Below are 21559 nucleotides of genomic sequence, written 5' to 3'. Positions count from 1 at the left end.
TGACCTGGCCCCTGGGGCTCCAATTGAACCCCCCCGTGCGGCCTGTCCCCGACCCGCGTATCCCCGGGGCGCGGGGCCGCCATACCCGGCCCGCCCGCGCCACCGCGTCAGTGCCCCGACGTCGCCTTCAGCCCCACCACGGCCACCAGCAGCAGACAGACGAAGAAGATGCGGGCCGCGGTCACCGGCTCATGCAGCACCACCATGCCCAGCACCGCGGCACCGGCCGCGCCGATCCCCACCCACACGCCGTACGCCGTACCGATCGGCAGCGTCTTCGCCGCCTGCGACAACAGCATCATGCTGGCCACGATGCCCAGACCGGTGAACACACTCGGCCACAGACGGGTGAACCCCTCGGTGTACTTCATCCCGATCGACCAGCCCACTTCCAGCAGACCGGCGACCACCAGCAGAACCCACGCCACGACGGCACCTCCACGACGGAACTCGCGAACAACACGGGTGCGTCGTCTTTGCGGAAACCCGGTACGGCGCGTCTCGTCGGGGTCCCACCACCGTAGCAAAAACAGCAGAAAGGCCTGGTGACCACCGTCACCAGGCCCACTCACCCCACCGCTGCCTACAGATAGAGACCGGTCGAATCCACCGACCCCTCGAACCGGTCCGCCGCCACCGCGTGCAGATCCCGCTCACGCATCAGCACGTACGCCACACCCCGCACCTCGACCTCGGCACGGTCCTCGGGGTCGTACAGCACCCGGTCCCCCAGCTCCACGGTCCGCACGTTCTGCCCGACCGCGACCACCTCGGCCCACGCCAGACGCCGGCCGACCGCCGCCGTCGCCGGGATCAGGATGCCGCCGCCCGACCGCCGCTCGCCCTCCGGCGAATCGGACCGGACCAGCACACGGTCGTGCAGCATCCGGATCGGCAGCTTGTCGTCGGTGTCGCTCATACCGTTGTCGCTCACGCGCAGAAACCTACCTGCCCCGAGCCGCTCCCCACGCCCCAGGGCCGCCGGGAGACGGGCCTCAGCGCCTCTTACGCCGCACGGGCCCGGAGGACCGCGAGGACCGGGAGGACACCGTCAGCAGGGCCACCGCACCGGCCAGCACCAGCGCGACCGGAATCACCCGCTCCAGCCGCGGCGAACCGTCCTCCGCCACGAACTGCGCCTTCACGTCCGAGACCGAACGGTTCACCGCGACGAACGCGCGCCCGGCCGTCCGGTCCACCGTCGACGCGACCTTGGCCTTCGCGTCACCAATCATCGTCTTCGGGTGCACCCGCACCCCGATCTCGTCCAGCACCACGGCAAGCTGCTCACGCCTGCTGATGATGTCCGCCTCGATCTGCGCAGGGGTCCTGGTATCCGACACTGCGCCGCCTCCGTGGTCGTCGTCGGGTAAACCGTCATCGACAGTCTGTCAGCTCGGGCGCCCCCACACCCGGCGGCACCCCCTATTACGCTCGGTGCCACACAGCACGCGTGCCACTCGAGGAGAAACATGAGCGAGCGACTCCAGACCGGCGACACCGCCCCCGCCTTCACCCTTCCGGACGCCGACGGCAACGAGGTCTCGCTCGCGGACCACAAGGGCCGCAAGGTCATCGTCTACTTCTACCCCGCCGCGCTTACCCCCGGCTGCACCAAGCAGGCCTGCGACTTCACGGACAACCTGGAGCTGCTCGCCGGGGCCGGCTACGACGTCATCGGCGTGTCGCCGGACAAGCCCGAGAAGCTCGCGAAGTTCCGCGAGCAGGAAGACCTCAAGGTCACCCTGGTCGGCGACCCCTCCAAGGAGACCCTTGCGGCATACGGGGCGTTCGGCGAGAAGAAGCTCTACGGCAAAGTGGTGACGGGCGTGATCCGTTCCACGATTGTGGTCGACGAAGAGGGCAAGGTGGAGAGGGCCCTCTACAACGTCAAGGCGACCGGACACGTTGCCAAGATCATCAAGGACCTCGGAATCTGACCCCGATTCGTAGGGTTATCAGCCCAAATGGGTGTGAGCGAGATCGCAATCATCCGTTGATTCGGTTTGCAACCGCCATGACTGCGCAGAAGCCTTTCCTGGAACACCGTTCGACGAAAGGAACCGGCCATGGCGGCCTCCGACCCCCACCAGGCGGCCGACCCTGATGCGGTCAAACGCCATCCAGCGCTCTTCCGCGCCATCCGGAAGCGCCAGAACCCCCGGCTCCGTCGGACCGACATCACCATCACCGACGACCAGGCGGTCAAGCGCGCGGTGAAGGCGGCGTCGCTCGGTAACGCCATGGAGTGGTTCGACTTCGGCATCTACTCCTACCTGGCCGTCACCATCGGGCATGTCTTCTTCCCCTCGGGGAACGACACCACCCAGCTCCTTTCGTCGTTCGCGACCTTCGCCGTGGCCTTCCTCGTCCGGCCCCTCGGCGGCATGTTCTTCGGCCCGATGGGCGACAAGATCGGCCGCAAGAAGGTCCTGGCCCTCACCATGATCCTCATGGCGGTCGGCACCTTCGCGATCGGCCTCATCCCCTCCCACGACACCATCGGCGTCTGGGCGGCGGTCCTGCTGATCTTCTTCCGGATGCTCCAGGGCTTCTCCACCGGCGGTGAGTACGGCGGCGCCTCGACCTTCATCGCCGAGTACGCCCCCGACAAGCGCCGCGGCTTCTTCGGCAGCTTCCTGGAGTTCGGCACCCTCGCCGGCTACGTCGGCGCCGCCGGCCTCGTCACCCTCCTGTACGCCCTCCTGGACACCGCCCAGATGGAGTCCTGGGGCTGGCGCATCCCGTTCCTCGTCGCGGGCCCCCTCGGCCTCGTGGGCCTCTACCTGCGACTCCGCCTGGACGAGACCCCCGCCTTCCAGAAGCTGGAGGGCGGCACCGCCCACGCCACGGAGGCCGCGGACCACGTCGAGTCCACCGCCAAGGGCGACCTCGCCAAGATCTTCCGCCAGTACTGGCCGACGCTGATCCTCTGCATCGCCCTGGTCGGCGCGTACAACATCACCGACTACATGCTGCTGTCGTACATGCCGACCTACCTCTCGGACGAGCTCGGCTACAGCGAGACCCACGGCCTGCTCATCCTGCTCGGCGTCATGGTGTTCCTGATGCTGATCATCAGCCAGTTCGGCAAGCTCTCCGACCGCTTCGGCCGCAAGCCGCTGCTGATGGCCGGAATGCTCGGCTTCCTGTTCCTGTCCCTGCCGGCGTTCCTCCTGATCCGCCAGGGCAGCATCCCGGCGATCATCATCGGCATGCTGATGCTCGGCCTCTCCCTGGTCTGCATGCTGGGCACGATGTCCGCCGCGCTCCCGGCCCTGTTCCCGACCAACGTCCGCTACGGCTCCCTGTCGGTCGGCTACAACCTCTCGGCCTCGATCTTCGGCGGTACGACCCCGCTGGTGATCACCGCCCTGATCAGCTGGACCGGCTCGAACCTCATGCCGGCGTACTACGCGATGGCGGCGGCCCTGATCGGCGTGATCGCGGTGGCCTGCATGAAGGAGACCGCGAACAAGCCCCTGGCCGGCTCCCCGCCCTCGGTGGAGACGGAGGAGGAAGCGGCGGAACTGGTCCACGCGCAGAGCCCGGACCCGAAGTTCTGACGCACACCCCTACGGAAGGGCCCGTACCGCCACTAAGCGGTACGGGCCCTTCCGTATCGCATCGCATTCCGGACGTGACCATCCGATAAGCGGTTCGTTGCTCCGTACGAGGCTGCGAACGTGCGGCCGGATACGGAGGGACATGCCGGTGAGCCCGTACACGCGCGAGCGCCTCGCAGAGGCGGTCTCGTCGTCGCGGACACTCTCGGAGGCACTGACGAAGCTCGGGGTGGCCCCGAAGAGTTCGACCCGGCCCGCCCGGTACGATGACTGGCGGCTAGCGGCGGTGGTGCAATGGCGACACAGCAGACTTAGGATCTGTGGCCCGTGAAACGGCTTGAGGGTTCGAATCCCTTCCGCCGCACCACGAACGGCCTGTGCATCGAAGGATCGATGCACAGGCCGTTCTGCATCTGGGGCCTCAGCCCACCAGCTCCCGCACCACCGGCACCAGCGCCCGGAACGCCTTGCCCCGGTGGCTGATCGCGTTCTTCTCCGCCGGGGTGAGCTCCGCGCAGGTCCGGGTCTCGTCGTCGGGCTGGAGGATCGGGTCGTAGCCGAAGCCGTACGCACCGGCCGGAGCGGTGCGCAGGGTGCCCGTGAGGCGGCCCTCGACCACGCGTTCCGTGCCGTCGGGGAGGGCCAGGGCCGCGGCGCAGGCGAAGTAGGCGCCGCGGTGCGGGTCCGAGATGTCGCCGAGCTGGGCGAGGAGCAGGTCCAGGTTGGCCTTGTCGTTGCCGTGGGCTCCGGCCCAGCGGGCCGAGAAGATGCCGGGGGCCCCGCCGAGTACGTCGACGCAGAGGCCGCTGTCGTCGGCGACGGCCGGGTGGCCGGTCGCCTGGGCCAGGGCGTGGGCCTTGAGCAGGGCATTCTCGGCGAAGGTGACGCCGGTCTCCTTGACGTCGGGGATGTCGGGGTACGCGTCCGCGCCGACGAGGTCGTGGGAGAGACCCGCGTCGGCGAGGATCGCGTGGAGTTCGGTGATTTTCCCGGCGTTGCGGGTGGCGAGGATCAGGCGCGTCATGCGTCGATTATCGCCGCCGGGTCAGGGGGTGCAGACCTTGCCTATCTCGGTGGCCGCGTCCGTGACCGGGCTGATGTCGGGGGTGGCGTCGCCCTTGTCGAGGGATTCGCGGACGTTGGCGACCCCCGCCTGGAGGTCGTCGACGGCCTTGCTCAGGTCGGCGTTGTCGGTGGTGTCGCCGAGGTCCTTGAGGTCCTTGTCGATCTGGTCGAGTGCTTCCGAGGCCTGCGTCGGGTCGTCGGAGGCGCTGGATATCGCCTGCTGGAGGCTGTCGACGCTGGTGGCTATGGCGTCGGCGGTGCGGACGCAGTCCAGGGCCTTGTCGACGGCTCCGCAGCCGACGGCGGCGGTGAGGGTCAGCAGGGTGGCCGTGACGGCGAGTGCGGTGCGGTGGTGACGGCGGCGCGAGGCCATGATGCGGTCCCTCCCCAGGGCGGATACGTGGACGGACGCACGGTTCGACCCGTGCGCCCGTACCCGTCACGACGCTGTGCGCTGCGTATTTGGTTGCTTCTTTACTCGCCGAGTGTGCGGGCGAGCGCCTCTTCCTGGAGCTTGCCCAGGTCGGTGCAGCCGGCGGTGGCGAGGTCGAGGAGGGCGTTGAGCTCGGCGCGGTCGAAGGGCTCGGCCTCGGCGGTGCCCTGGACCTCGACGAAGCGGCCGTCGCCGGTGCAGACGACGTTCATGTCGGTGTCGGCGCGGACGTCCTCCTCGTAGCAGAGGTCGAGGAGGGGGACGCCGTCGACGATGCCGACGCTGACCGCGGCGACGGTGCCGGTGAGCGGCTTGCGGCCGTGCTTGATGATCTTCTTGCCCTGGGCCCAGGCGATGGCGTCGGCGAGGGCGACGTAGGCGCCGGTGATGGCGGCGGTGCGGGTGCCGCCGTCGGCCTGGAGGACGTCGCAGTCCAGGACGATGGTGTTCTCGCCGAGCGCCTTGTAGTCGATCACGGCGCGCAGGGAGCGGCCGATGAGCCGGCTGATCTCGTGGGTGCGGCCGCCGATCTTGCCGCGTACGGATTCACGGTCGCCGCGGGTGTTGGTGGAGCGGGGCAGCATCGAGTACTCGGCGGTGACCCAGCCCTCGCCGCTGCCCTTGCGCCAGCGCGGGACGCCTTCGGTGACGGAGGCGGTGCAGAAGACCTTGGTGTCACCGAAGGAGATGAGTACGGAGCCTTCGGCGTGCTTGCTCCATCCGCGTTCGATGGTGACGGGGCGGAGCTGTTCGGGGGTGCGGCCGTCGATACGAGACATGCCGTCGAGCCTATCGGCTGGGGCGGTGGGGTCCGTTCGGGTGCACGGGGACGTGTGAGGGCGCGGGCGGGACGGCGTCCCGGTGCGGGGCGGGGTGTGTCCCGGGTGCACGACAGGCCCCGCTCCGAGCCGGTCGGGGGCGGAGCGGGGCCTGTGTGGGACTCGGGTGGGCCGACTGTCGCGTCAGCCGGTCACATCATGTCTTCGATGTCGGCGGCGATGGGGTCGGCGTCGGTGCCGATGACGACCTGGATCGCTGTGCCCATCTTGACGACGCCGTGGGCCCCGGCGGCCTTCAGCGCGGCTTCGTCGACCTTGCTGGGGTCGTGGACCTCGGTGCGGAGGCGGGTGATGCAGCCTTCGATCTCGTCGATGTTCTCGATACCGCCGAGGCCGGCGACGATCTTCTCAGCCTTGCTGGCCATGTCCTTCTCCCTGGTCTGTGCGTGCGGGGGGCGGCCCACCGTGGGTCCGTTTCGTCACGGTAACGCACGGTTGGCCCAACTTCACGGGCGGGTAACCGCACGGTCCCCAATGATGACGATCACCGGTGCCCTGCCTTCCGGCGGGCTCCGTACCGTACCGCGACTGGTCTACACCAGTTTCCAACGCCCGCCAAACCAGGTGTGTTCCGGGAGGATGCCGATGAGTGCGAACGCGGCGGCAGCATCACAGCGGAAATGGTGGAGCGGGCCGGTCCAGGGGTTGCAGAAGGTCGGTCGCAGCCTCCAGTTGCCGGTGGCCGTGCTGCCCGCGGCGGGCCTCCTCGTCAGCCTCGGCAACCTCTTCGACTCGTATCTGGACGGCGCCTTCTGGAACAAGACGTCCAAGGTCCTGCTGAACGGCGGGAACGCCATCCTGGACGGCACCGTGGGGCTCCCCCTGCTGTTCTGCATCGGCGTCGCGATCGGCTTCGCGAAGAAGGCGGACGGCTCGACCGCGCTGGCCGCCGTGGTCGGCTTCCTCGTCTACCGGGGCGTACTGGAGGCCTTCCCCGTGGACGGTTCCGTGACGGAGGCGCTGCCTGACGGCGAGCCCCAGAACCCGGGCGTCCTGGGCGGCATCATCATCGGCCTGCTCACCGCGGTCGTGTGGCAGCGGTACCACCGTACGAAGCTGGTCGACTGGCTGGGCTTCTTCAACGGGCGCCGGCTGGTCCCGATCCTGATGGCGTTCCTCTGCGTGATCCTGGGCGTGCTGTTCGGTCTGCTGTGGCAGCCCGTCGGTGACGCGCTGACCTGGTTCTCCAAGCATCTGATCGACCTCGGCGCGTGGGGCGCGGCCATCTTCGGCTTCGCGAACCGCCTGCTGATCCCGATCGGCATGCATCAGTTCCTGAACACGTTCTTCTGGTTCCAGGCGGGCGAGTTCACCGGGAGCGACGGCAAGACCGTGCAGGGCGACATCTCGCGCTTCTTCGCGGAGGACCCGACGGCCGGGCAGTTCACCTCGGGGTTCTTCCCCATCATGATGTTCGGCCTGCCCGCCGCGGCCCTGGCCATCGCCCACACGGCGCGGCCGGAGCGGCGCAAGGAGGTGACGGGCCTGATGGTGTCCGTGGCGCTGACGTCCTTCGTGACGGGCGTGACGGAGCCGCTGGAGTTCTCGTTCATGTTCGTCGCACCGCTGCTGTACGGGGTGCACGCGATCCTGACCGGGGTGTCGATGGGGGTCACCTGGGCGCTGGGTGTGCACGCCGGCTTCAGCTTCTCGGCCGGCCTGATCGACTACGTCGTCAACTGGCACCTGGACACGAAACCCTGGCTGATCATCCCCATCGGGCTGTGCTTCGCTGTCGTCTATTACGTGATCTTCCGGTTCGCGATCACCAAGTTCAACCTCCAGACCCCGGGGCGCGAGCCCTTGGAGGAAGAGCAGAAGATCGAGGACGACCTGACGAAGTAGCGGCCTCCCTCCGGCCTCCCCCGGCCTTCCCCGCAGCCCTCGGACCCGATGGTCCGGGGGCTTCGCCGTATCACCCAGGGTGGTGGCGGAACTACGCGGCAAAAGGGAGGGAATCGCAGGTTCCTTATCTCACCCTCACCGTGCTAAAACTGGTCTACACCACTGAGTGGTACAGACCACGCGGCCGTTCTTTCGCCGCCGCGTTCCTCGAGTCGCCGCCCCCCGAACCCTTCACTCGGCGGCGCCTTGCCTACCGGAGGAAGTTCATGAGTACGGACACCGCTGCGGCCGCGCCCGCAAAGAAGCGGGGCGCCGGTGTGATGGCTGTCCTGCAGCGCATCGGTCGCAGCCTCATGCTGCCGGTCGCGGTCCTGCCCGCGGCCGCGCTGCTGGTCCGGCTCGGCAATGCCGACATGCTCGGCCGCGAGTCGTTCCCCACCGTCGTCACCAAGCTGGCCGGCTACATGGCGGCCGGCGGTGGCGCCATCCTGGACAACATGGCTCTGCTGTTCGCCGTCGGTATCGCGATCGGTTTCGCCAAGAAGTCCGACGGCTCGACGGCACTCGCCGCGGTGACCGGCTACCTGGTCTTCCAGAAGGTGCTGGCCACCTTCACCGACAGCAACCTGCCCCAGGTCGCCAGCGTCGCGGACGGCAAGATCGTCATGAGCGACGCCCCGGTCAACGCGGGTGTGCTCGGCGGCGTCGTGATGGGCATAGTCGTGGCCCTGCTGTACCAGCGTTTCCACCGGACGAAGCTGCCCGACTGGGCGGGCTTCTTCAGCGGTCGTCGCCTGGTCCCGATCCTCTCCGCCTTCGCGGGTCTGGTCATCGGCATCGTCTTCGGTCTCATCTGGCCGGTGCTCGGCACGGGTCTGCACAACTTCGGTGAGTGGCTGGTCGGTTCCGGTGCCGTCGGCGCGGGCATCTTCGGTGTCGCCAACCGTGCGCTGATCCCGGTCGGCATGCACCACCTGCTGAACTCGTTCCCGTGGTTCCAGGCCGGCGAGTACAACGGCGCCCACGGTGACATCGCCCGCTTCCTGGCCGGCGACCCGAACGCCGGACAGTTCATGACCGGCTTCTTCCCGATCATGATGTTCGCCCTCCCGGCGGCCTGCCTCGCGATCGTCCACTGTGCCCGTCCGGAGCGCCGCAAGGTCGTCGGCGGCATGATGTTCTCGCTCGCGCTGACCTCGTTCATCACCGGTGTGACCGAGCCGATCGAGTTCACGTTCATGTTCATCGCCCCGGTGCTGTACGCGATCCACGCGGTGCTGACCGGTGTCTCGATGGCCCTGACCTGGGCGCTCGGCATGAAGGACGGCTTCGGCTTCTCCGCCGGTCTCGTCGACTTCGGTCTGAACCTGGGCATCGCCTCGAAGCCCTGGCTGCTGGTCCTGGTCGGCCTCTGCTTCGCGGTCGTCTACTACGTGGTCTTCCGGTTCGCGATCACCAAGTTCAACCTGCCGACGCCGGGCCGCGAGTCCGACGAGGAGCTCGCCGAGCTCCAGAAGGCCGAGGCCAAGTAGTCCGGCCCTCTTCGTACGGCACACCAGAAGCCCCCATCTCCCGCGCGGGAGATGGGGGCTTCTGCGTGGCAGGGGGCCTAGGGCCTCTCGTTTGGATCATGCCGGGCTCGCGGGGTCTGGCACGCACATCTGCGGCGTTGTCGTCAGTCGGCAACGCTCCGCGTTGACTCCCTCCTCCGCCTTGCAGCTGCACGCACCAGACCCCGCTCCCTGATCCGGCCTGATCCAAACGAAAGACCCTAGACCTCGTACACCGCGCCGGGGGCCGCCAGCTCGACCGGGCCGTCGTAGACCTCGCGTGCGTCGGCGAGGTTGCGTTCGGCGTCCGTCCACGGCGGGATGTGGGTGAGGACGAGGCGTCCCGCTCCGGCGCGTGCGGCGTACTCGCCTGCTTCGCGGCCGTTGAGGTGGAGGTCCGGGATGTCCTCCTTGCCGTGGATGAACGATGCTTCACAGAGGAACAGGTCGGAACCTTCGGCGAGTTCGGCCAGCGCCTCGCAGGTGCCGGTGTCGCCGGAGTAGGTGAGGGCGCGCCCGTCGTGCTCGACCCTGATGCCGAAGGTGTCGACGGGGTGGCAGAGCTTCTCCGTACGGACCGAGAAGGGGCCGATCTCGAACGATCCCGACTTCAGCGTGTGGAAGTCGAAGACTTCGCTCATCGCGTGGTCGGACGGGGTGTCGGCGTGGGCCGTGGTGAGCCGGCGCTCGGTGCCCTCGGGTCCGTACACGGGGATCGGGGCGGGGCGTCCGCCGTCGAAGCGGTAGTAGCGGACGACGAAGTACGCGCACATGTCGATGCAGTGGTCGGCATGGAGGTGGCTGAGGAAGATGGCGTCGAGGTCGTAGAGACCTACATGGCGCTGCAGCTCGCCCAGGGCGCCGTTGCCCATGTCGAGGAGCAGCCGGAAGCCGTCGGCCTCTACGAGGTAGCTCGAGCATGCCGAACCCGCGGACGGGAACGAGCCGGAGCAGCCGACGACGGTGAGCTTCATGGAGCGTGAACCTCCGAGGCGTGGGAACGGGGAGGGTTCGTGCGGTCCGTCGAGCGTAAGGCGCGAAACCGCTGGTCGCTCCTCCACCGCCTGCCGTTGTGGGGGAACTCACCTGTGCTGTCACCGGTTCGATGGAAACCCGGGTGTCGTCGGGCGCCGGTACGGTCGGGTCATGAACACGTGGTGGTGGGTGGCACTGGCCGCCGTGGTCCTGCTGGCGCTCGTGGCGACGGTCTCCGACGCGCGGGGGCGGGGCGGGCGCGGTCCGCGGCGTCCGGGCGGGCGGACGCGTCCGCCGGGGCGGGCTCCGGAACGGGCTCCGGGGCGCGCTCCGGAGCGGAAGAAGGGGCGGCCGCACGGGGTGCCCCGGCCCGGGGAGATCTGGTGGGCGGATGTGCCGTTCGAGGACGGGCCCGGGTCCAAGGACCGGCCGTGCCTGGTGCTGTCGGTGCGGGGTGGCACGGCGGTCGTCGCCAAGATCACCAGCAAGCACCATGAGGAGCGGCCGGGGGTGATCGCTCTGCCGCCGGGTGCGGTGGGGGACGCGCGGGGCCGGCAGAGCTTCCTGGAGACGGACGAGCTGCGGGACGTGGCGGTGGCGGGGTTCCGCCGGAAGGCGGGCGAGGTGGATCCGGGGCTGTGGGACCGGGTGCGCGGGCTGGGCTGAGCGTGCGGGAGGCGTGGAGCGGGATCGTCCTCCCGCTCCACGCCTCCCGGAGCCGTTGCGCCGTACGTGAGGGGCCTCTCAGGCCCAGAGCTGGCCCTGCAGGGTCTCGATGGCGGCTTCCGTCGTGGGCGCGGTGTAGACGCCGGTCGACAGGTACTTCCAGCCGCCGTCGGCGACGACGAAGACGATGTCCGCGGATTCGCCGGCCTTGAGGGCCTTGCGGCCGACGCCGATGGCGGCGTGGAGTGCGGCTCCGGTGGAGACGCCGGCGAAGATGCCCTCCTGCTGGAGGAGCTCGCGGGTGCGGGTGACGGCGTCGGCGGAGCCGACGGAGAAGCGGGTGGTGAGGACGGAGGCGTCGTACAGCTCGGGGACGAAGCCTTCGTCGAGGTTGCGCAGGCCGTAGACGAGGTCGTCGTAGCGCGGTTCGGCGGCGACGACGGCGACGTCGGGCTTGTTCTCGCGGAGGTAGCGGCCGACGCCCATGAGGGTGCCGGTGGTGCCGAGGCCGGCCACGAAGTGGGTGATGGAGGGGAGGTCGGTGAGGATCTCCGGTCCGGTGGTGGCGTAGTGGGCGCCGGCGTTGTCCGGGTTGCCGTACTGGTAGAGCATGACCCAGTCGGGGTGCTCGGCGGAGAGCTCCTTGGCCACGCGTACGGCGGTGTTGGAGCCGCCCGCGGCGGGGGACGAGATGATCTCGGCGCCCCACATGGTGAGCAGGTCGCGCCGCTCCTGCGAGGTGTTCTCCGGCATGACGCAGACGATGCGGTAGCCCTTGAGGGTGGCCGCCATGGCGAGCGAGATGCCGGTGTTGCCGCTGGTGGGTTCGAGGATGGTGCAGCCGGGTGTCAGGCGGCCGTCCTTCTCCGCCTGCTCGACCATGTGGAGCGCGGGGCGGTCCTTGATCGAGCCGGTGGGGTTGCGGTCCTCGAGCTTGGCCCAGATACGGACGTCCTCGGACGGGGACAGCCGCGGGAGGCGGACCAGGGGCGTGTTGCCCACGGCCGCCAGCGGGGAGTCGTACCGCATCAGCGCATGCCGCCGGCGACGGCCGGGAGGATCGTGACGTTGTCGCCGTCGGCGAGCTTGGTGGAGATGCCGTCGAGGAAGCGGACGTCCTCGTCGTTGAGGTAGACGTTCACGAAGCGGCGGAGCTGGTCCCCGTTCGCGCTGTCGATGAGTCGCTCACGGATGCCGGTGTGGCGGCTCTCCAGGTCGGCGAAGAGGTCGGCAAGGGTCTCCCCGCTGCCTTCGACCGCCTTGGCGCCGTCGGTGTAGGTGCGGAGGATGGTCGGGATGCGGACCTCGATGGCCATGGCGTGGGCTCCTGTCGAATGCGGGGAGGTGGCGTGGGGCGCGCGTTGGTGCCCCCGCGCGGGGGTGGTGCGTGCGTGATGGCGCTCGGACCGCGGCTCAGGCCGTGCGGTTCACGGGCAGGCGACGGCCGGACACATGGCGCTGGACAGCCTGCACAGGTCGACGTGCAGCCGCGCGACGAGCAGTGTGCCCGGGGCCTTTTCGCTCACGTCATGGGGAACCATGCGCTCATCGTATCGATTCCCCACCCGGGATCCGGAGTGTGATCCCACATGGTGGATGGTGAGCGTTCGCCATGTGGGACACGGGCTCTCTTCGGGTCAGGCGACGGCGGGGTACGCCTCGACGACCTCGACCTCTTCCTCGGTGATCTCGCCGTCCACGATGCGGTACGAGCGGAACTGGAAGGGTCCGGCGTCGTCGGTGTCCGCGGTGGAGACCAGGACGTAGTGGGCGCCGGGCTCGTTGGCGTAGGTGAGGTCGGTGCGGGAGGGGTAGGCCTCGGTCGCGGTGTGGGAGTGGTAGATGATCACCGGCTCCTCGTCGCGGTCGTCCATCTCGCGGTAGAGCTTCAGCAGGTCCGCGGAGTCGAACTCGTAGAACGTGGGCGAGCGGGCGGCGTTGAGCATGGGGATGAAGCGCTCGGCACGGCCCGTCCCGGCGGGGCCCGCGACCACTCCGCACGCCTCGTCGGGGTGGTCCGCGCGGGAGTGGGCGACGATCTGGTCGTACAGCGCCTGGGTGATGGTCAGCATGGCGCCAGGATAGACAGACGGGCCCTCCCGTACCGAGGGGTGGTACGGGAGGGCCCGGATGCCGGACAGGGCCGTTGGGGCGGCCGGTGTCCCGGGGCGCCGTGCGGGGGCTCAGCGCTTGGTGAAGGCGGCGCCCTGCGGGTTGCGGGCCCTGAGCACCAGGTAGGAGACGCCGAGGATCAGCGCCCAGACGGGCGCGCAGTACAGCGAGATCCTGGCGTCCTTGTCGATGGCCATCATGGTGATGACGAGGCCGATGAAGCAGAGCGCGAACCAGCTGGTGAACGGCGCCCCGGGGGCCTTGAAGGTGGACTGGGGCAGTTCGCCGCGGTCGGCCTTGGCGCGGAAGCGGATCTGGCAGATCAGGATCATGATCCAGGCCCACATGCCGGAGATGGTGGCGAAGGAGACGACGTAGTTGAACGCGTCGCCGGGCCACTGGTAGTTGATCCAGACGCCGACGAGCATCAGCGCGGCGGAGAAGGTGGTGCCGGTCAGCGGGAGGCCGTTGCGCGTCAGCTTGGTGAAGGCCTTGGGGCCCTGGCCGTTGAGCGCGAGGTCCCGCAGCATGCGCCCGGTGGAGTACATGCCGGAGTTGCAGGAGGAGAGCGCGGCGGTGAGCACGACGAAGTTGACGATCGCGGCTCCGATGCCGAGGCCCATCTCCTCGAACGCGGCGACGAACGGGGAGACGCCCGGCTTGAAGGTGCTCCACGGGACGACCGACAGGATCATGATCAGCGCGCCGACGTAGAAGACGGCGATGCGCCACGGCACGGTGTTGATGGCCTTGGGCAGGACGGTCTTCGGGTCCTTGGACTCACCGGCGGTGACGCCGACGAGTTCGACGGCGAGGAACGCGAACATGACGATCTGGAGCGTCATGAGCGTGCCGCTGATGCCGCTGGGGAAGAAGCCGCCGTCGTTCCAGAGGTTGGCGACGGTCGCGGTGTCCCCGGCGTCGGAGAAGCCGACGGTGAGCACGCCGGCACAGATGAGGATCATGCCGAGGATGGCGGTGACCTTGACCATCGAGAACCAGAACTCGAGCTCACCGAAGAGCTTCACCGAGATCAGGTTGGCGCCGTACAGGATGAAGGTGAACACCAGTGCGGACAGCCATTGCGGGATATCCCACCAGTACGTCATATAGGTGGCCGCGGCGGTGACTTCGGTGATTCCGGTGACGACCCAGAAGAGCCAGTACGTCCAGCCGGTCACGAATCCGAAGAACGGGCCGAGGAATTCACGGGCGTACTCCGAGAAGGAGCCCGACACCGGGCGGTACATGAGGAGTTCGCCCAGGGCACGCATGATGAAGAAGATGACCAGGCCCGCGATGGCGTACGCCAGGATGAGGCTGGGGCCGGCCCTGTCGATGGCTTTGCCCGCGCCGAGGAAGAGCCCCGTCCCGATGGCTCCGCCGATGGCGATCATCTGGATCTGGCGGGCCCCCAGTCCACGCTGGTAGCCCTCGCCCGCCGGGGCGTCGACGGCCTCCTGGCCGTCCGGCTGCCCGTTGTCGACCTGCGCCGATGTCATGTTGGTGCGCCTTTCTCCACGCCGATCCGCGCCGTCGTCGGCGTCGGATCAGGTCCTGATCCCCCCGGATATGGATGGAGTGCCGCCGGCGTTCGGCCGGCTTGTAGCGCCCCCGGGGACAGGGGTGGCGTCCCCGGGCGGTCGTGAAGATTTATCACGGGCACCGGATGAGGCCACCGGACATTATGTGGCGCACGCCACAGGAAAAAGCGGACAAGCGTTTCCAGGCGCTGCAAACAGAGCCATTCAGGTGACGGGATCGTTATTCGGATTTGAGCATCCGTTGAGCGAACCGTCGGGCGGCCGGGGCGGCCCGTGCTCAGTGATCCGATCAACGATCCGATCAGTGATCCGCGCTCAGTCGGGCATCAGTGTTTCGACGAGGGTTTCCTGCAGTGCCCCGAGCCAGAGATAGGCCATCACCATCGGCTTGCGCGGGTCGCTGTCGGGGAGCCGGTAGAGCGAGCCGTCCTGGCCCTCGTCCTCGTCGGAGACCTCCAGGCGGGTGCCGATGGTGAGGCGGAGGTCGTTGAGGGAGCCCAGCCAGTGGTGGCACTCCTCGGGGGTGAGGGTGAGCACCGCCCCGCTGTCCGCGTCGGGCGCGAGCGCGTCGAGCGACCGTACGACGGCGAGGGCGTCCTCGCGCTTACGGGTGCGCAGATCGTTCTCCGTGAAGCGGCGGAACTCGGCGGACGCCTCGCGCAGCTCCTTGTCCTCGTCCCCGTACGCCTCGGGGAAGAGGCGCGCCAGGGCGGGGTCGGAGGGCGGCTCGCTGGGCCCCTCGGCGAAGAGCGCGGCGAGCGGGTCCTCGCCCTCGGCCGGCTGGTCGCCGGGGCCGATCAGTTCGAGCAGCTGGACGGCGAGGGAGCGCAGGATGGCGATCTCGACCTCGTCGAGCGCGACGGCCGCGCCGCCGCCTGGGGTGGCCTCGAAATGGCCGGCCATGAATTCTCCGATGATGGGTCGGACGGAGGGGCAGCGGTGGGTCAGTTCCGGTCCTGGGTCAGCGTGGCCCAGAGCCCGTAACCGTGCATGGCCTGGACGTCGCGCTCCATCTCCTCGCGGCTGCCGCTGGAGACGACCGCGCGGCCCTTCTGATGGACGTCGAGCATCAGCTTGTGCGCCTTGTCCTTGGAGTAGCCGAAGTAGGCCTGGAAGACATACGTCACATAGCTCATGAGGTTGACCGGGTCGTTGTGCACCAGCGTCACCCAGGGGACGTCGGGCTCGGGGACGGCGAAGGTCTCCTCGGCCGATTCGGGACGTTCGATCTCTACGGGGGCAGCAACGCTCACCTACCCCATGCTGCCACCAGAGAGGGGCCGGCGCACAAACGGCGCCCCCATCTCGTCACTTTGACGAATAGGGAGTAGCATCCCCGGCATGAACTCAGCGGACCTTGGGCGACGGGTCGGTGTGCCGTCGACCGCGCTCTTCACCGACCAGTACGAGCTCACGATGGTGCAGGCCGCACTGAAGGCGGGCACCGCGGACCGGCGCTCCGTCTTCGAGGCCTTCACCCGACGGCTGCCCGAGGGGCGGCGCTACGGCGTCGTCGCGGGCACCGGGCGGGTGCTGGACGCGGTGGAGAACTTCCACTTCGACGACGAGATGCTCGCCTTCCTGCGTGACCAGAACGTCGTCGACGGACCCACCGTGGACTGGCTCGCCGACTACCGCTTCAGCGGGGACATCTGGGGCTACCCGGAGGGCGAGGTGTACTTCCCGGGCTCGCCGCTCCTGCGGGTCGAGGGCTCCTTCGCCGAGTGCGTGCTGCTGGAGACCGTGATCCTCTCGATCCTCAACCACGACTCGGCGATCGCGGCCGCCGCGTCCCGGATGTCGGCCGCCGCGGGCGGCCGCAGGCTCATCGAGATGGGCGCGCGCCGCACCCATGAGCTGTCGGCGGTGGCATCGGCGCGCGCCGCGTACGTCGGCGGCTTCCACACCACCTCGGACCTGGCGGCCGGCTTCCGCTACAACATCCCGACCGTCGGGACGAGCGCGCACGCCTTCACGCTGCTGCACGACAGCGAGCGGGACGCCTTCCAGGCGCAGGTGGACTCGCTGGGCCGGGGCACCTCGCTGCTCGTCGACACGTACGACGTGACCGAGGCGGTCCGTACGGCGGTGGAGATCGCGGGGCCGGAGCTCGGTGCCGTACGCATCGACTCGGGCGACCTGCTGCTCGTCGCGCACCGGGTGCGGCAGCAGCTGGACGAGCTGGGCGCCACGGAGACGAAGATCGTGGTGACGTCCGACCTGGACGAGTACGCGATCGCCTCGCTGGCCGCCGCGCCCGTCGACACCTACGGGGTGGGCACACAGCTGGTCACGGGCAGCGGTCACCCGACGTGCTCCATGGTCTACAAGCTGGTGGCGCGGGCGCGGTCCGCCGATCCGGCCGACCCGCTGCTGCCGGTGGCGAAGAAGTCGCTGGGCGCGAAGTCGTCGAGGGGCGGCCGCAAGTGGGCCGCGCGCCGGCTGGACGAGGCCGGGGTGGCCGAGGCCGAGGTGATCGGCAGCGGCGAGGTCCCGGCGGAGCTGGCGGACCGGCAGCTGCTCGTGGAGCTGGTCAGGGGCGGCGAGGTCGTCGGCAGGGAGCCGCTGGAGGCCGCGCGGGAGCGGCACATCGCGGCCCGGTCGGGGCTGCCGATGTCGGCGATGCAGCTGTCCCGCGGGGAGCCGGTGCTCCCCACGGAGTACGCCTGAGGACCCCGGGTAGACGTGAGGCCTGCCCACCCCCTCCCGCAGGGTCCGCCGAGTCTCTAGGCTCGGTGGCATCCCCACCGCACCCGTACGCACGACCGCCGAACCCCCACCGAAGGACAACCGTCATGCATCGCGCCTTGATCGTCGTTGACGTTCAGAACGACTTCTGCGAGGGCGGCAGCCTCGCGGTGGCGGGCGGCGCCGATGTCGCCGCCGCCATCACGGACCTGATCGCCGAGGCCCAGCCCGGCTACAGCCACGTGGTGGCCACCCGGGACCACCACATCGACCCCGGGGACCACTTCTCCGCCGCACCCGACTTCGAGCACTCCTGGCCGCCGCACTGCGTCGCCGGCACGGAGGGCGTGGGCTTCCACCCGAACTTCGCGCCCGCCGTCGCCTCCGGCGCGATCGACACCGTCTTCGACAAGGGGGCGTACGAAGCGGCGTACAGCGGCTTCGAGGGGGTCGACGAGAACGGCACCGGGCTCGCCCAGTGGCTGCGGGACCGCTCCGTGACGGCGGTCGACGTCGTGGGCATCGCCACGGACCACTGCGTCCGGGCCACGGCCCTGGACGCGGCCCGCGAGGGCTTCGCCACGCAGGTGCTGCTGGACCTGACCGCCGGGGTGGCCGAGGGGACCACGGAGCGGGCCCTGGAGGAGATGCGGACCGCCGGGGTGGAGCTGTCCGGCAAGCCCGTCGTCTGACGGGCCCCGGGGCGCCCCTGCGGCGCCCCCGCGGCCACGGGCGCCCTCAGGCCGCCGGGCGGGCCGGTCCCGCGTAGCCGGCGGAGCCCAGCAGCGCCCGTATCGGGTGCCAGAGCTCCTGGCCGGTCTGCGGCGCCGTGCGCCAGAGCAGGCCGTCGGGGTGGTGCAGGACCGCCGTTATCTCGTCCGGGGTGGGCGGGTGGGAGTTGCCCCTGAGGTAGACGGCACGCAGTCCCAGGTTGCGCAGCCTGGTCAGGGCGCGCGCCCGGTTCGCCGCGTGCACCAGCACCCGTACCGGCTCTCCCGGGCCGGATCCGCCGGCCGGGCCGTTCAGGGCCAGTGCCACCACCACGGTGCCGTTGGGCAACCTGCAGAAACCTCCGCCTGCCATGCTTCGCGCTCCCCCGTAAGACTTCGTGTCAATAAGGATCGGTAGGACGCACCTAAACACGACCGGCCGCCGCCCCGCTAGTGGGCGACGGCCGATCGCGCTCTGACCAGGTGTTTTTCGGACTACTTGCCCGAGGGGCCGACCTTCACGGTCATCGTCGAGCCGCTGAGGGGCTCGTTCACGATGGTGATCCGGGTGTTGGTGTCAGTAACCTTGACACTTCCTGTCGGGTTTTCCTTGTACCAGTAGGTGCCCTTGCGGTCGTCGAAGACCGGGACGCCCAGCGACGGCTTGATCTTCAGCGCGACGTCCGCGTTGTGCAGCGTGAAGCCCTGGTTCGGGTACCAGCTGAACGGCGCGTCGAACGGCTGGATCTTGTTGCGCAGGATCGTGCCGTCCTTCCACTTCAGCGGCTTGGCGTGGGAGTCCACCGGAAGGATCAGACCCTGGCCCGGGTGGACCGAGGTGTTGTTGTCCTTCTGGGAGGTGTCCCAGAGCCAGACCATCAGGCCGTTCTGGTACGCGTAGTGCTCGACCCAGTCCGGACGGGTGGTGGAGAAGCCGAAGTTGTACGGGCCGACCGCGAGGGTCTTGTCGTACGAGACGTACTGGCGGTTCTCGGCGATGTAGTACTGCGGGTAGTCGTTGGTGAACGACTCACCGATCCGCGAGAAGCCCTTGGCGGTCCAGCCGTTGTCGTCGCCCTCGGCGTCGTCCGAGAAGAGGACGGCTCCGTCGGCGGTGACGGTGATGGCGTCGGCCGCGAAGCCCTTGCCGCCCGCGCCGCCGTCCGTCTGGTAGCGGAAGCGGAGGTCGATCTTCTTGCCCGCGTAGGCGTCCAGCGGGAAGGAGAGCTTCTTGTACGCGCCGGAGACGTCGGTCAGGGCCGGCTTGTCGCTGGCGTCGCGCGGGATGGCCTTGCCGTCGGCGGTGCCGTCGAGCGCGGTCCAGCTGCTGCCGCCGTTGTCCGAGACCTCGGTGTAGAGGTAGTCGTAGTCGGCCTCGATGTCGTACCAGCCGGACAGGTCCAGCGAGGCGGACGTCTTGCCGGTGAGGTCGACCGAGCGGGTCAGGGTGTTCGACAGGTCGTCACCCATGTCGCTCCACCACTGCTTGGAGCCCTCCGCGGGCTTCGTGACCGTGGTGGTGACGGCCTTCTCGGGCAGCTCGACGACGAGCGCCTGCTTGTCCTTGGTGTTGTACTCCGAGACACCCAGCTTGTGGGTCGACTTCGTGGCGGCCTTGGCCGTGTCGTAGTCGAGCCAGCCGAGCTGGAGCTTGTCCCAGGCGGTCATGTCGCCCGGGAGGTTGCCTATCTGGCCGTCGCCGGTGCCGAGCCAGGAGCCCGCCGACATCAGGGACCAGAAGCCGACCGAGTTCTCGCCGCCGCCGGAGGTGTCGTAGAGGTCCGGGAGGCCGAGGTCGTGGCCGTACTCGTGGGCGAAGACGCCCAGGCCGCCGTTCTCGGGCTGCGCGGTGTAGTCGCCGACCCAGATGCCCGTGTCACCGATCTCGGCGCCACCGGCCTTGTTGTTCGCGGGGCCCGTCGCACCGGCGTTGGTGCCGTACGCGTACCAGCGGTGCGCCCAGATCGCGTTGGTGCCCTCGACGCCGCCGCCCGCGGACTCGTCCTCGCCGGCGTGGACCAGCTGGAAGTGGTCGATGTAGCCGTCGGGCTCGTTGAAGTCGCCGTCGCCGTCGAAGTCGTAGCGGTCCCACTGGTCGTACTGGGCGAGGTCGGCCTTGATCTGGTCCAGGGTGCGGCCCTTGGCCTTCTGGTCGGCCACCCAGGCGTTGACGCCGTCGCGGACCGTGTCCCAGACGTTGGCGCAGTTGGTCGAGCCGCAGTAGTTGGAACCGTAACGGGCCTCGTTGTACGGGACCTTGACCCAGTCCGAGACCTCGCCGTCGACGGAGTAGCGCCCGGAGGACGTCTTCTCGTAGTACGTCTTCAGCGAGTCCTTGCCCTTGCCCTCACCGAAGTAGAGGTCCTGGAAGTGCTGCTGGCTGTAGTCGGCCTGCCAGGCGGTGCTGTTGTCCTTCGCCGGGTCGGGCTCGGCTATCTCGTTGTGCAGCGGGCCGGGTGTGCCGCCGTACTTCTTGACGGGCGGCTTCGGGCCGTCGCCGTCGGGGTCGTACATCGTGGTGTCGTCGACCTGGTCGCCGAACTCCACGAGGATGGTGAAGATCTTGTCGGTCTTCTCCCGGCCGAGCTCGACGTACTTGCTCCTGCCGAGCTTGACGACCTTGGAGCCGCCCTTGGCGGTCACCTTCTTGTCGCCGGACAGGACCTGCTCCAGCGCGGCCTTGCGCTGTGCGGCCTGCTCCTTGCTGAAGGGCCCTTCCAGGTCGTGCTCGTGCGCCTCGGCCGACGCGGGGTCGCGGCGGTCCACGATGGAGGCGCCCGATCCTGACACCTTGTCATCCGCCTGGGCGGTGGCGAAGGTGGATGCCGTCGCGGCGGTGGCGGCCAGGGCCACGGCTACGGCGGTGGCGCGCAGCGCCCGTCTCTGAGTGGTCACTTGATGCAGTCCTCCCCGGCGTTCGCGTCCGCGGCCAGGGGGTGAGTGCGGGCCGCGCGCGTTCAACGCGTCACAAGTGACGACATTCGATCGGAGTTATGAGAGAAAAGACAGATCTTGACTTGCACATACCAAGTGCACTATGCGGGAGGCCTCTTCCGCTATCCGGACGCGGATCGCGGCCTTCCGGACCGCCGACCGGCGCGCCGACGACTCCTGGGGGCACCCGCGTGACTCCGTGCGCCCCCTGTGCACCGGTACCGTGGGTTAGGTCACGCTTACTACCCGTTCCTCACGGGCATCCCCCGTCGTAGAGTCGATTGACCGTGCGAACGTGTTGAGAGACTTCCCTATCCGACGCCCCGAGGACGGTAATCGCCATGCCGCGTCCGACTGCCGCACAGTTCTCCTACGGTTCGGCCACCGTCGTGTTCTCCGCCCTCGCGTTGCTGCTGCTGTTCCGGACGGAGTCGGGCCTCGGTGTCGCCGCGGTCGGCACCGTCGCGCTGCTGCTCGGCCTGCTGGTCGCCCTGGCCCTGCCCGCGCGTGCGAGGACGGCCCGGCCGGCGACGGCACCGCCCACCGCCGCCCGCACCCACCGCACGATCGAGGACATCGAGATCGCCACCGCCCGGCGGGAGCACATCGGCGAGCACTCGCTGCACCGCTGA

25 protein-coding genes, 1 tRNA gene, 1 pseudogene and 1 riboswitch are annotated in these 21559 nt (G+C 69.0%); of the genes and pseudogenes, 10 read left to right on the top strand and 17 right to left on the bottom strand.

The window, feature by feature from the left end; all coding sequences use genetic code 11:
• Positions 1-107 precede the first annotated feature (107 nt).
• From ACZ607_RS29755 to ACZ607_RS29745, 3 genes are all read right to left on the bottom strand, one after another.
• Positions 108-428, bottom strand: coding sequence for a DMT family transporter (locus ACZ607_RS29755; protein ID WP_104786197.1), 321 nt, complete (start codon positions 426-428; stop codon positions 108-110).
• Positions 429-464: 36 nt separating this feature from the next.
• A riboswitch (guanidine-III (ykkC-III) riboswitch) is annotated at positions 465-530 on the bottom strand.
• Positions 531-583: 53 nt separating this feature from the next.
• Positions 584-919 carry a GroES family chaperonin gene (locus ACZ607_RS29750; protein WP_469739934.1) on the bottom strand — a complete coding sequence of 112 codons (336 nt, stop codon included), beginning with the start codon at positions 917-919 and terminating at the stop codon, positions 584-586.
• A 76-nt stretch (positions 920-995) separates the two neighbouring features.
• Entirely contained in the window at positions 996-1343 is a 348-nt protein-coding gene (locus ACZ607_RS29745; RefSeq protein ID WP_469739706.1) for a DUF3618 domain-containing protein, read from the bottom strand.
• Between the two features lie 129 nt (positions 1344-1472).
• Between ACZ607_RS29745 and bcp the strand changes: the two genes are divergently transcribed.
• The 4 genes and pseudogenes from bcp to ACZ607_RS29725 all read left to right on the top strand — a co-directional run bounded on the left by bcp (position 1473) and on the right by ACZ607_RS29725 (position 3933).
• A complete protein-coding gene (gene bcp, locus ACZ607_RS29740) occupies positions 1473-1940 on the top strand; it encodes a thioredoxin-dependent thiol peroxidase (protein WP_469739704.1) in 468 nt (155 codons plus the stop codon).
• A gap of 129 nt (positions 1941-2069) precedes the next feature.
• Entirely contained in the window at positions 2070-3566 is a 1497-nt protein-coding gene (gene proP, locus ACZ607_RS29735) for a glycine betaine/L-proline transporter ProP (protein WP_469739702.1), read from the top strand.
• 142 nt (positions 3567-3708) lie between these two features.
• A pseudogene (locus tag ACZ607_RS29730) lies at positions 3709-3819 on the top strand (HNH endonuclease); the annotation flags it as partial.
• 27 nt (positions 3820-3846) lie between these two features.
• Positions 3847-3933, top strand: a tRNA-Leu gene (locus ACZ607_RS29725).
• Positions 3934-3987: 54 nt separating this feature from the next.
• Here the strand turns inward: ACZ607_RS29725 and rdgB are convergent.
• The 4 genes from rdgB to ACZ607_RS29705 form a co-directional block, all read right to left on the bottom strand.
• Complete coding sequence (gene rdgB, locus ACZ607_RS29720; RefSeq protein WP_329205828.1) at positions 3988-4590, bottom strand: RdgB/HAM1 family non-canonical purine NTP pyrophosphatase; 603 nt, start codon at positions 4588-4590, stop codon at positions 3988-3990.
• A gap of 21 nt (positions 4591-4611) precedes the next feature.
• Complete coding sequence (locus tag ACZ607_RS29715) at positions 4612-5004, bottom strand: hypothetical protein (protein ID WP_469739697.1); 393 nt, start codon at positions 5002-5004, stop codon at positions 4612-4614.
• A 101-nt stretch (positions 5005-5105) separates the two neighbouring features.
• Positions 5106-5843, bottom strand: coding sequence for a ribonuclease PH (rph, locus tag ACZ607_RS29710; RefSeq protein ID WP_329205832.1), 738 nt, complete (start codon positions 5841-5843; stop codon positions 5106-5108).
• A gap of 191 nt (positions 5844-6034) precedes the next feature.
• Positions 6035-6307: a PTS sugar transporter subunit IIB gene (locus ACZ607_RS29705; protein ID WP_469739693.1), complete on the bottom strand. Its 273-nt coding sequence runs from the start codon at positions 6305-6307 to the stop codon at positions 6035-6037.
• Positions 6308-6488: 181 nt separating this feature from the next.
• On the opposite strand from ACZ607_RS29705, the gene ACZ607_RS29700 reads away from it, so the two are divergent.
• Both ACZ607_RS29700 and ACZ607_RS29695 read left to right on the top strand, forming a co-directional pair.
• Entirely contained in the window at positions 6489-7748 is a 1260-nt protein-coding gene (locus tag ACZ607_RS29700; protein ID WP_469739690.1) for a PTS transporter subunit EIIC, read from the top strand.
• 266 nt (positions 7749-8014) lie between these two features.
• Entirely contained in the window at positions 8015-9280 is a 1266-nt protein-coding gene (locus ACZ607_RS29695; protein WP_469739688.1) for a PTS transporter subunit EIIC, read from the top strand.
• Positions 9281-9519: 239 nt separating this feature from the next.
• Here ACZ607_RS29695 and ACZ607_RS29690 read toward each other — a convergent pair whose 3' ends face one another.
• Entirely contained in the window at positions 9520-10272 is a 753-nt protein-coding gene (locus ACZ607_RS29690) for an MBL fold metallo-hydrolase (RefSeq protein WP_469739686.1), read from the bottom strand.
• Between the two features lie 172 nt (positions 10273-10444).
• Between ACZ607_RS29690 and ACZ607_RS29685 the strand changes: the two genes are divergently transcribed.
• The gene (locus tag ACZ607_RS29685) at positions 10445-10939 is read left to right on the top strand and encodes a type II toxin-antitoxin system PemK/MazF family toxin (RefSeq protein WP_469739681.1); all 495 of its coding nucleotides are present in this window, start codon (positions 10445-10447) and stop codon (positions 10937-10939) included.
• A gap of 78 nt (positions 10940-11017) precedes the next feature.
• Here ACZ607_RS29685 and ACZ607_RS29680 read toward each other — a convergent pair whose 3' ends face one another.
• The 7 genes from ACZ607_RS29680 to clpS all read right to left on the bottom strand — a co-directional run bounded on the left by ACZ607_RS29680 (position 11018) and on the right by clpS (position 15848).
• Positions 11018-11968, bottom strand: a complete 951-nt coding sequence (locus ACZ607_RS29680) for a PLP-dependent cysteine synthase family protein (protein ID WP_469739677.1) — start codon at positions 11966-11968, stop codon at positions 11018-11020.
• Positions 11968-12255 (bottom strand): MoaD/ThiS family protein, encoded by a 288-nt coding sequence (locus ACZ607_RS29675; RefSeq protein ID WP_404072676.1) that lies wholly within the window; start codon positions 12253-12255, stop codon positions 11968-11970. Before ACZ607_RS29675 ends, ACZ607_RS29680 begins: the two co-directional genes overlap by 1 nt.
• A 111-nt stretch (positions 12256-12366) precedes the next feature.
• Entirely contained in the window at positions 12367-12480 is a 114-nt protein-coding gene (locus tag ACZ607_RS29670; RefSeq protein ID WP_467263192.1) for a putative leader peptide, read from the bottom strand.
• A 96-nt stretch (positions 12481-12576) separates the two neighbouring features.
• Positions 12577-13011: a M67 family metallopeptidase gene (locus ACZ607_RS29665; protein ID WP_469739673.1), complete on the bottom strand. Its 435-nt coding sequence runs from the start codon at positions 13009-13011 to the stop codon at positions 12577-12579.
• 111 nt (positions 13012-13122) lie between these two features.
• Positions 13123-14553 carry an amino acid permease gene (locus ACZ607_RS29660; protein ID WP_469739671.1) on the bottom strand — a complete coding sequence of 477 codons (1431 nt, stop codon included), beginning with the start codon at positions 14551-14553 and terminating at the stop codon, positions 13123-13125.
• 357 nt (positions 14554-14910) lie between these two features.
• The gene (locus ACZ607_RS29655; protein WP_469739669.1) at positions 14911-15498 is read right to left on the bottom strand and encodes a DUF2017 domain-containing protein; all 588 of its coding nucleotides are present in this window, start codon (positions 15496-15498) and stop codon (positions 14911-14913) included.
• A 41-nt stretch (positions 15499-15539) separates the two neighbouring features.
• Entirely contained in the window at positions 15540-15848 is a 309-nt protein-coding gene (gene clpS, locus ACZ607_RS29650; protein ID WP_031100168.1) for an ATP-dependent Clp protease adapter ClpS, read from the bottom strand.
• 88 nt (positions 15849-15936) lie between these two features.
• Between clpS and ACZ607_RS29645 the strand changes: the two genes are divergently transcribed.
• Positions 15937-17265 (top strand): nicotinate phosphoribosyltransferase, encoded by a 1329-nt coding sequence (locus tag ACZ607_RS29645; RefSeq protein ID WP_469739667.1) that lies wholly within the window; start codon positions 15937-15939, stop codon positions 17263-17265.
• A gap of 125 nt (positions 17266-17390) precedes the next feature.
• Positions 17391-17975 (top strand): isochorismatase family protein, encoded by a 585-nt coding sequence (locus ACZ607_RS29640; RefSeq protein WP_469739665.1) that lies wholly within the window; start codon positions 17391-17393, stop codon positions 17973-17975.
• 46 nt (positions 17976-18021) lie between these two features.
• Here ACZ607_RS29640 and ACZ607_RS29635 read toward each other — a convergent pair whose 3' ends face one another.
• Positions 18022-18366: a hypothetical protein gene (locus ACZ607_RS29635; protein ID WP_469739663.1), complete on the bottom strand. Its 345-nt coding sequence runs from the start codon at positions 18364-18366 to the stop codon at positions 18022-18024.
• 122 nt (positions 18367-18488) lie between these two features.
• The gene (locus tag ACZ607_RS29630) at positions 18489-20888 is read right to left on the bottom strand and encodes an immune inhibitor A domain-containing protein (protein ID WP_469739659.1); all 2400 of its coding nucleotides are present in this window, start codon (positions 20886-20888) and stop codon (positions 18489-18491) included.
• Positions 20889-21268: 380 nt separating this feature from the next.
• Here ACZ607_RS29630 and ACZ607_RS29625 point away from each other — a divergent pair, with 380 nt between their 5' ends.
• Positions 21269-21559: a hypothetical protein gene (locus ACZ607_RS29625; protein WP_469739655.1), complete on the top strand. Its 291-nt coding sequence runs from the start codon at positions 21269-21271 to the stop codon at positions 21557-21559.

The sequence above is a fragment of the Streptomyces sp. NPDC104381 genome, assembly GCF_055583745.1.
The sequence above is the reverse complement of the archived record's forward strand: the minus strand, read 5'-3'. Positions and strand labels throughout refer to the sequence as shown.

Bases quoted from the DNA above. Each gene is read 5' to 3' on its own strand.
- ACZ607_RS29685 (WP_469739681.1), top strand. From the start codon at position 10,445: ATGAACACGTGGTGGTGGGTGGCACTGGCCGCCGTGGTCCTGCTGGCG.
- ACZ607_RS29680 (WP_469739677.1), bottom strand. From the start codon at position 11,968: ATGCGGTACGACTCCCCGCTGGCGGCCGTGGGCAACACGCCCCTGGTC.
- ACZ607_RS29715 (WP_469739697.1), bottom strand. From the start codon at position 5,004: ATGGCCTCGCGCCGCCGTCACCACCGCACCGCACTCGCCGTCACGGCC.
- ACZ607_RS29700 (WP_469739690.1), top strand. From the start codon at position 6,489: ATGAGTGCGAACGCGGCGGCAGCATCACAGCGGAAATGGTGGAGCGGG.
- ACZ607_RS29670 (WP_467263192.1), bottom strand. From the start codon at position 12,480: ATGGTTCCCCATGACGTGAGCGAAAAGGCCCCGGGCACACTGCTCGTC.
- ACZ607_RS29635 (WP_469739663.1), bottom strand. From the start codon at position 18,366: ATGGCAGGCGGAGGTTTCTGCAGGTTGCCCAACGGCACCGTGGTGGTG.
- ACZ607_RS29660 (WP_469739671.1), bottom strand. From the start codon at position 14,553: ATGACATCGGCGCAGGTCGACAACGGGCAGCCGGACGGCCAGGAGGCC.
- ACZ607_RS29655 (WP_469739669.1), bottom strand. From the start codon at position 15,498: ATGGCCGGCCATTTCGAGGCCACCCCAGGCGGCGGCGCGGCCGTCGCG.
- ACZ607_RS29640 (WP_469739665.1), top strand. From the start codon at position 17,391: ATGCATCGCGCCTTGATCGTCGTTGACGTTCAGAACGACTTCTGCGAG.
- rdgB (WP_329205828.1), bottom strand. From the start codon at position 4,590: ATGACGCGCCTGATCCTCGCCACCCGCAACGCCGGGAAAATCACCGAA.
- ACZ607_RS29695 (WP_469739688.1), top strand. From the start codon at position 8,015: ATGAGTACGGACACCGCTGCGGCCGCGCCCGCAAAGAAGCGGGGCGCC.
- ACZ607_RS29675 (WP_404072676.1), bottom strand. From the start codon at position 12,255: ATGGCCATCGAGGTCCGCATCCCGACCATCCTCCGCACCTACACCGAC.
- proP (WP_469739702.1), top strand. From the start codon at position 2,070: ATGGCGGCCTCCGACCCCCACCAGGCGGCCGACCCTGATGCGGTCAAA.
- bcp (WP_469739704.1), top strand. From the start codon at position 1,473: ATGAGCGAGCGACTCCAGACCGGCGACACCGCCCCCGCCTTCACCCTT.
- ACZ607_RS29645 (WP_469739667.1), top strand. From the start codon at position 15,937: ATGAACTCAGCGGACCTTGGGCGACGGGTCGGTGTGCCGTCGACCGCG.
- ACZ607_RS29625 (WP_469739655.1), top strand. From the start codon at position 21,269: ATGCCGCGTCCGACTGCCGCACAGTTCTCCTACGGTTCGGCCACCGTC.
- rph (WP_329205832.1), bottom strand. From the start codon at position 5,843: ATGTCTCGTATCGACGGCCGCACCCCCGAACAGCTCCGCCCCGTCACC.
- ACZ607_RS29750 (WP_469739934.1), bottom strand. From the start codon at position 919: ATGAGCGACACCGACGACAAGCTGCCGATCCGGATGCTGCACGACCGT.
- ACZ607_RS29690 (WP_469739686.1), bottom strand. From the start codon at position 10,272: ATGAAGCTCACCGTCGTCGGCTGCTCCGGCTCGTTCCCGTCCGCGGGT.
- ACZ607_RS29665 (WP_469739673.1), bottom strand. From the start codon at position 13,011: ATGCTGACCATCACCCAGGCGCTGTACGACCAGATCGTCGCCCACTCC.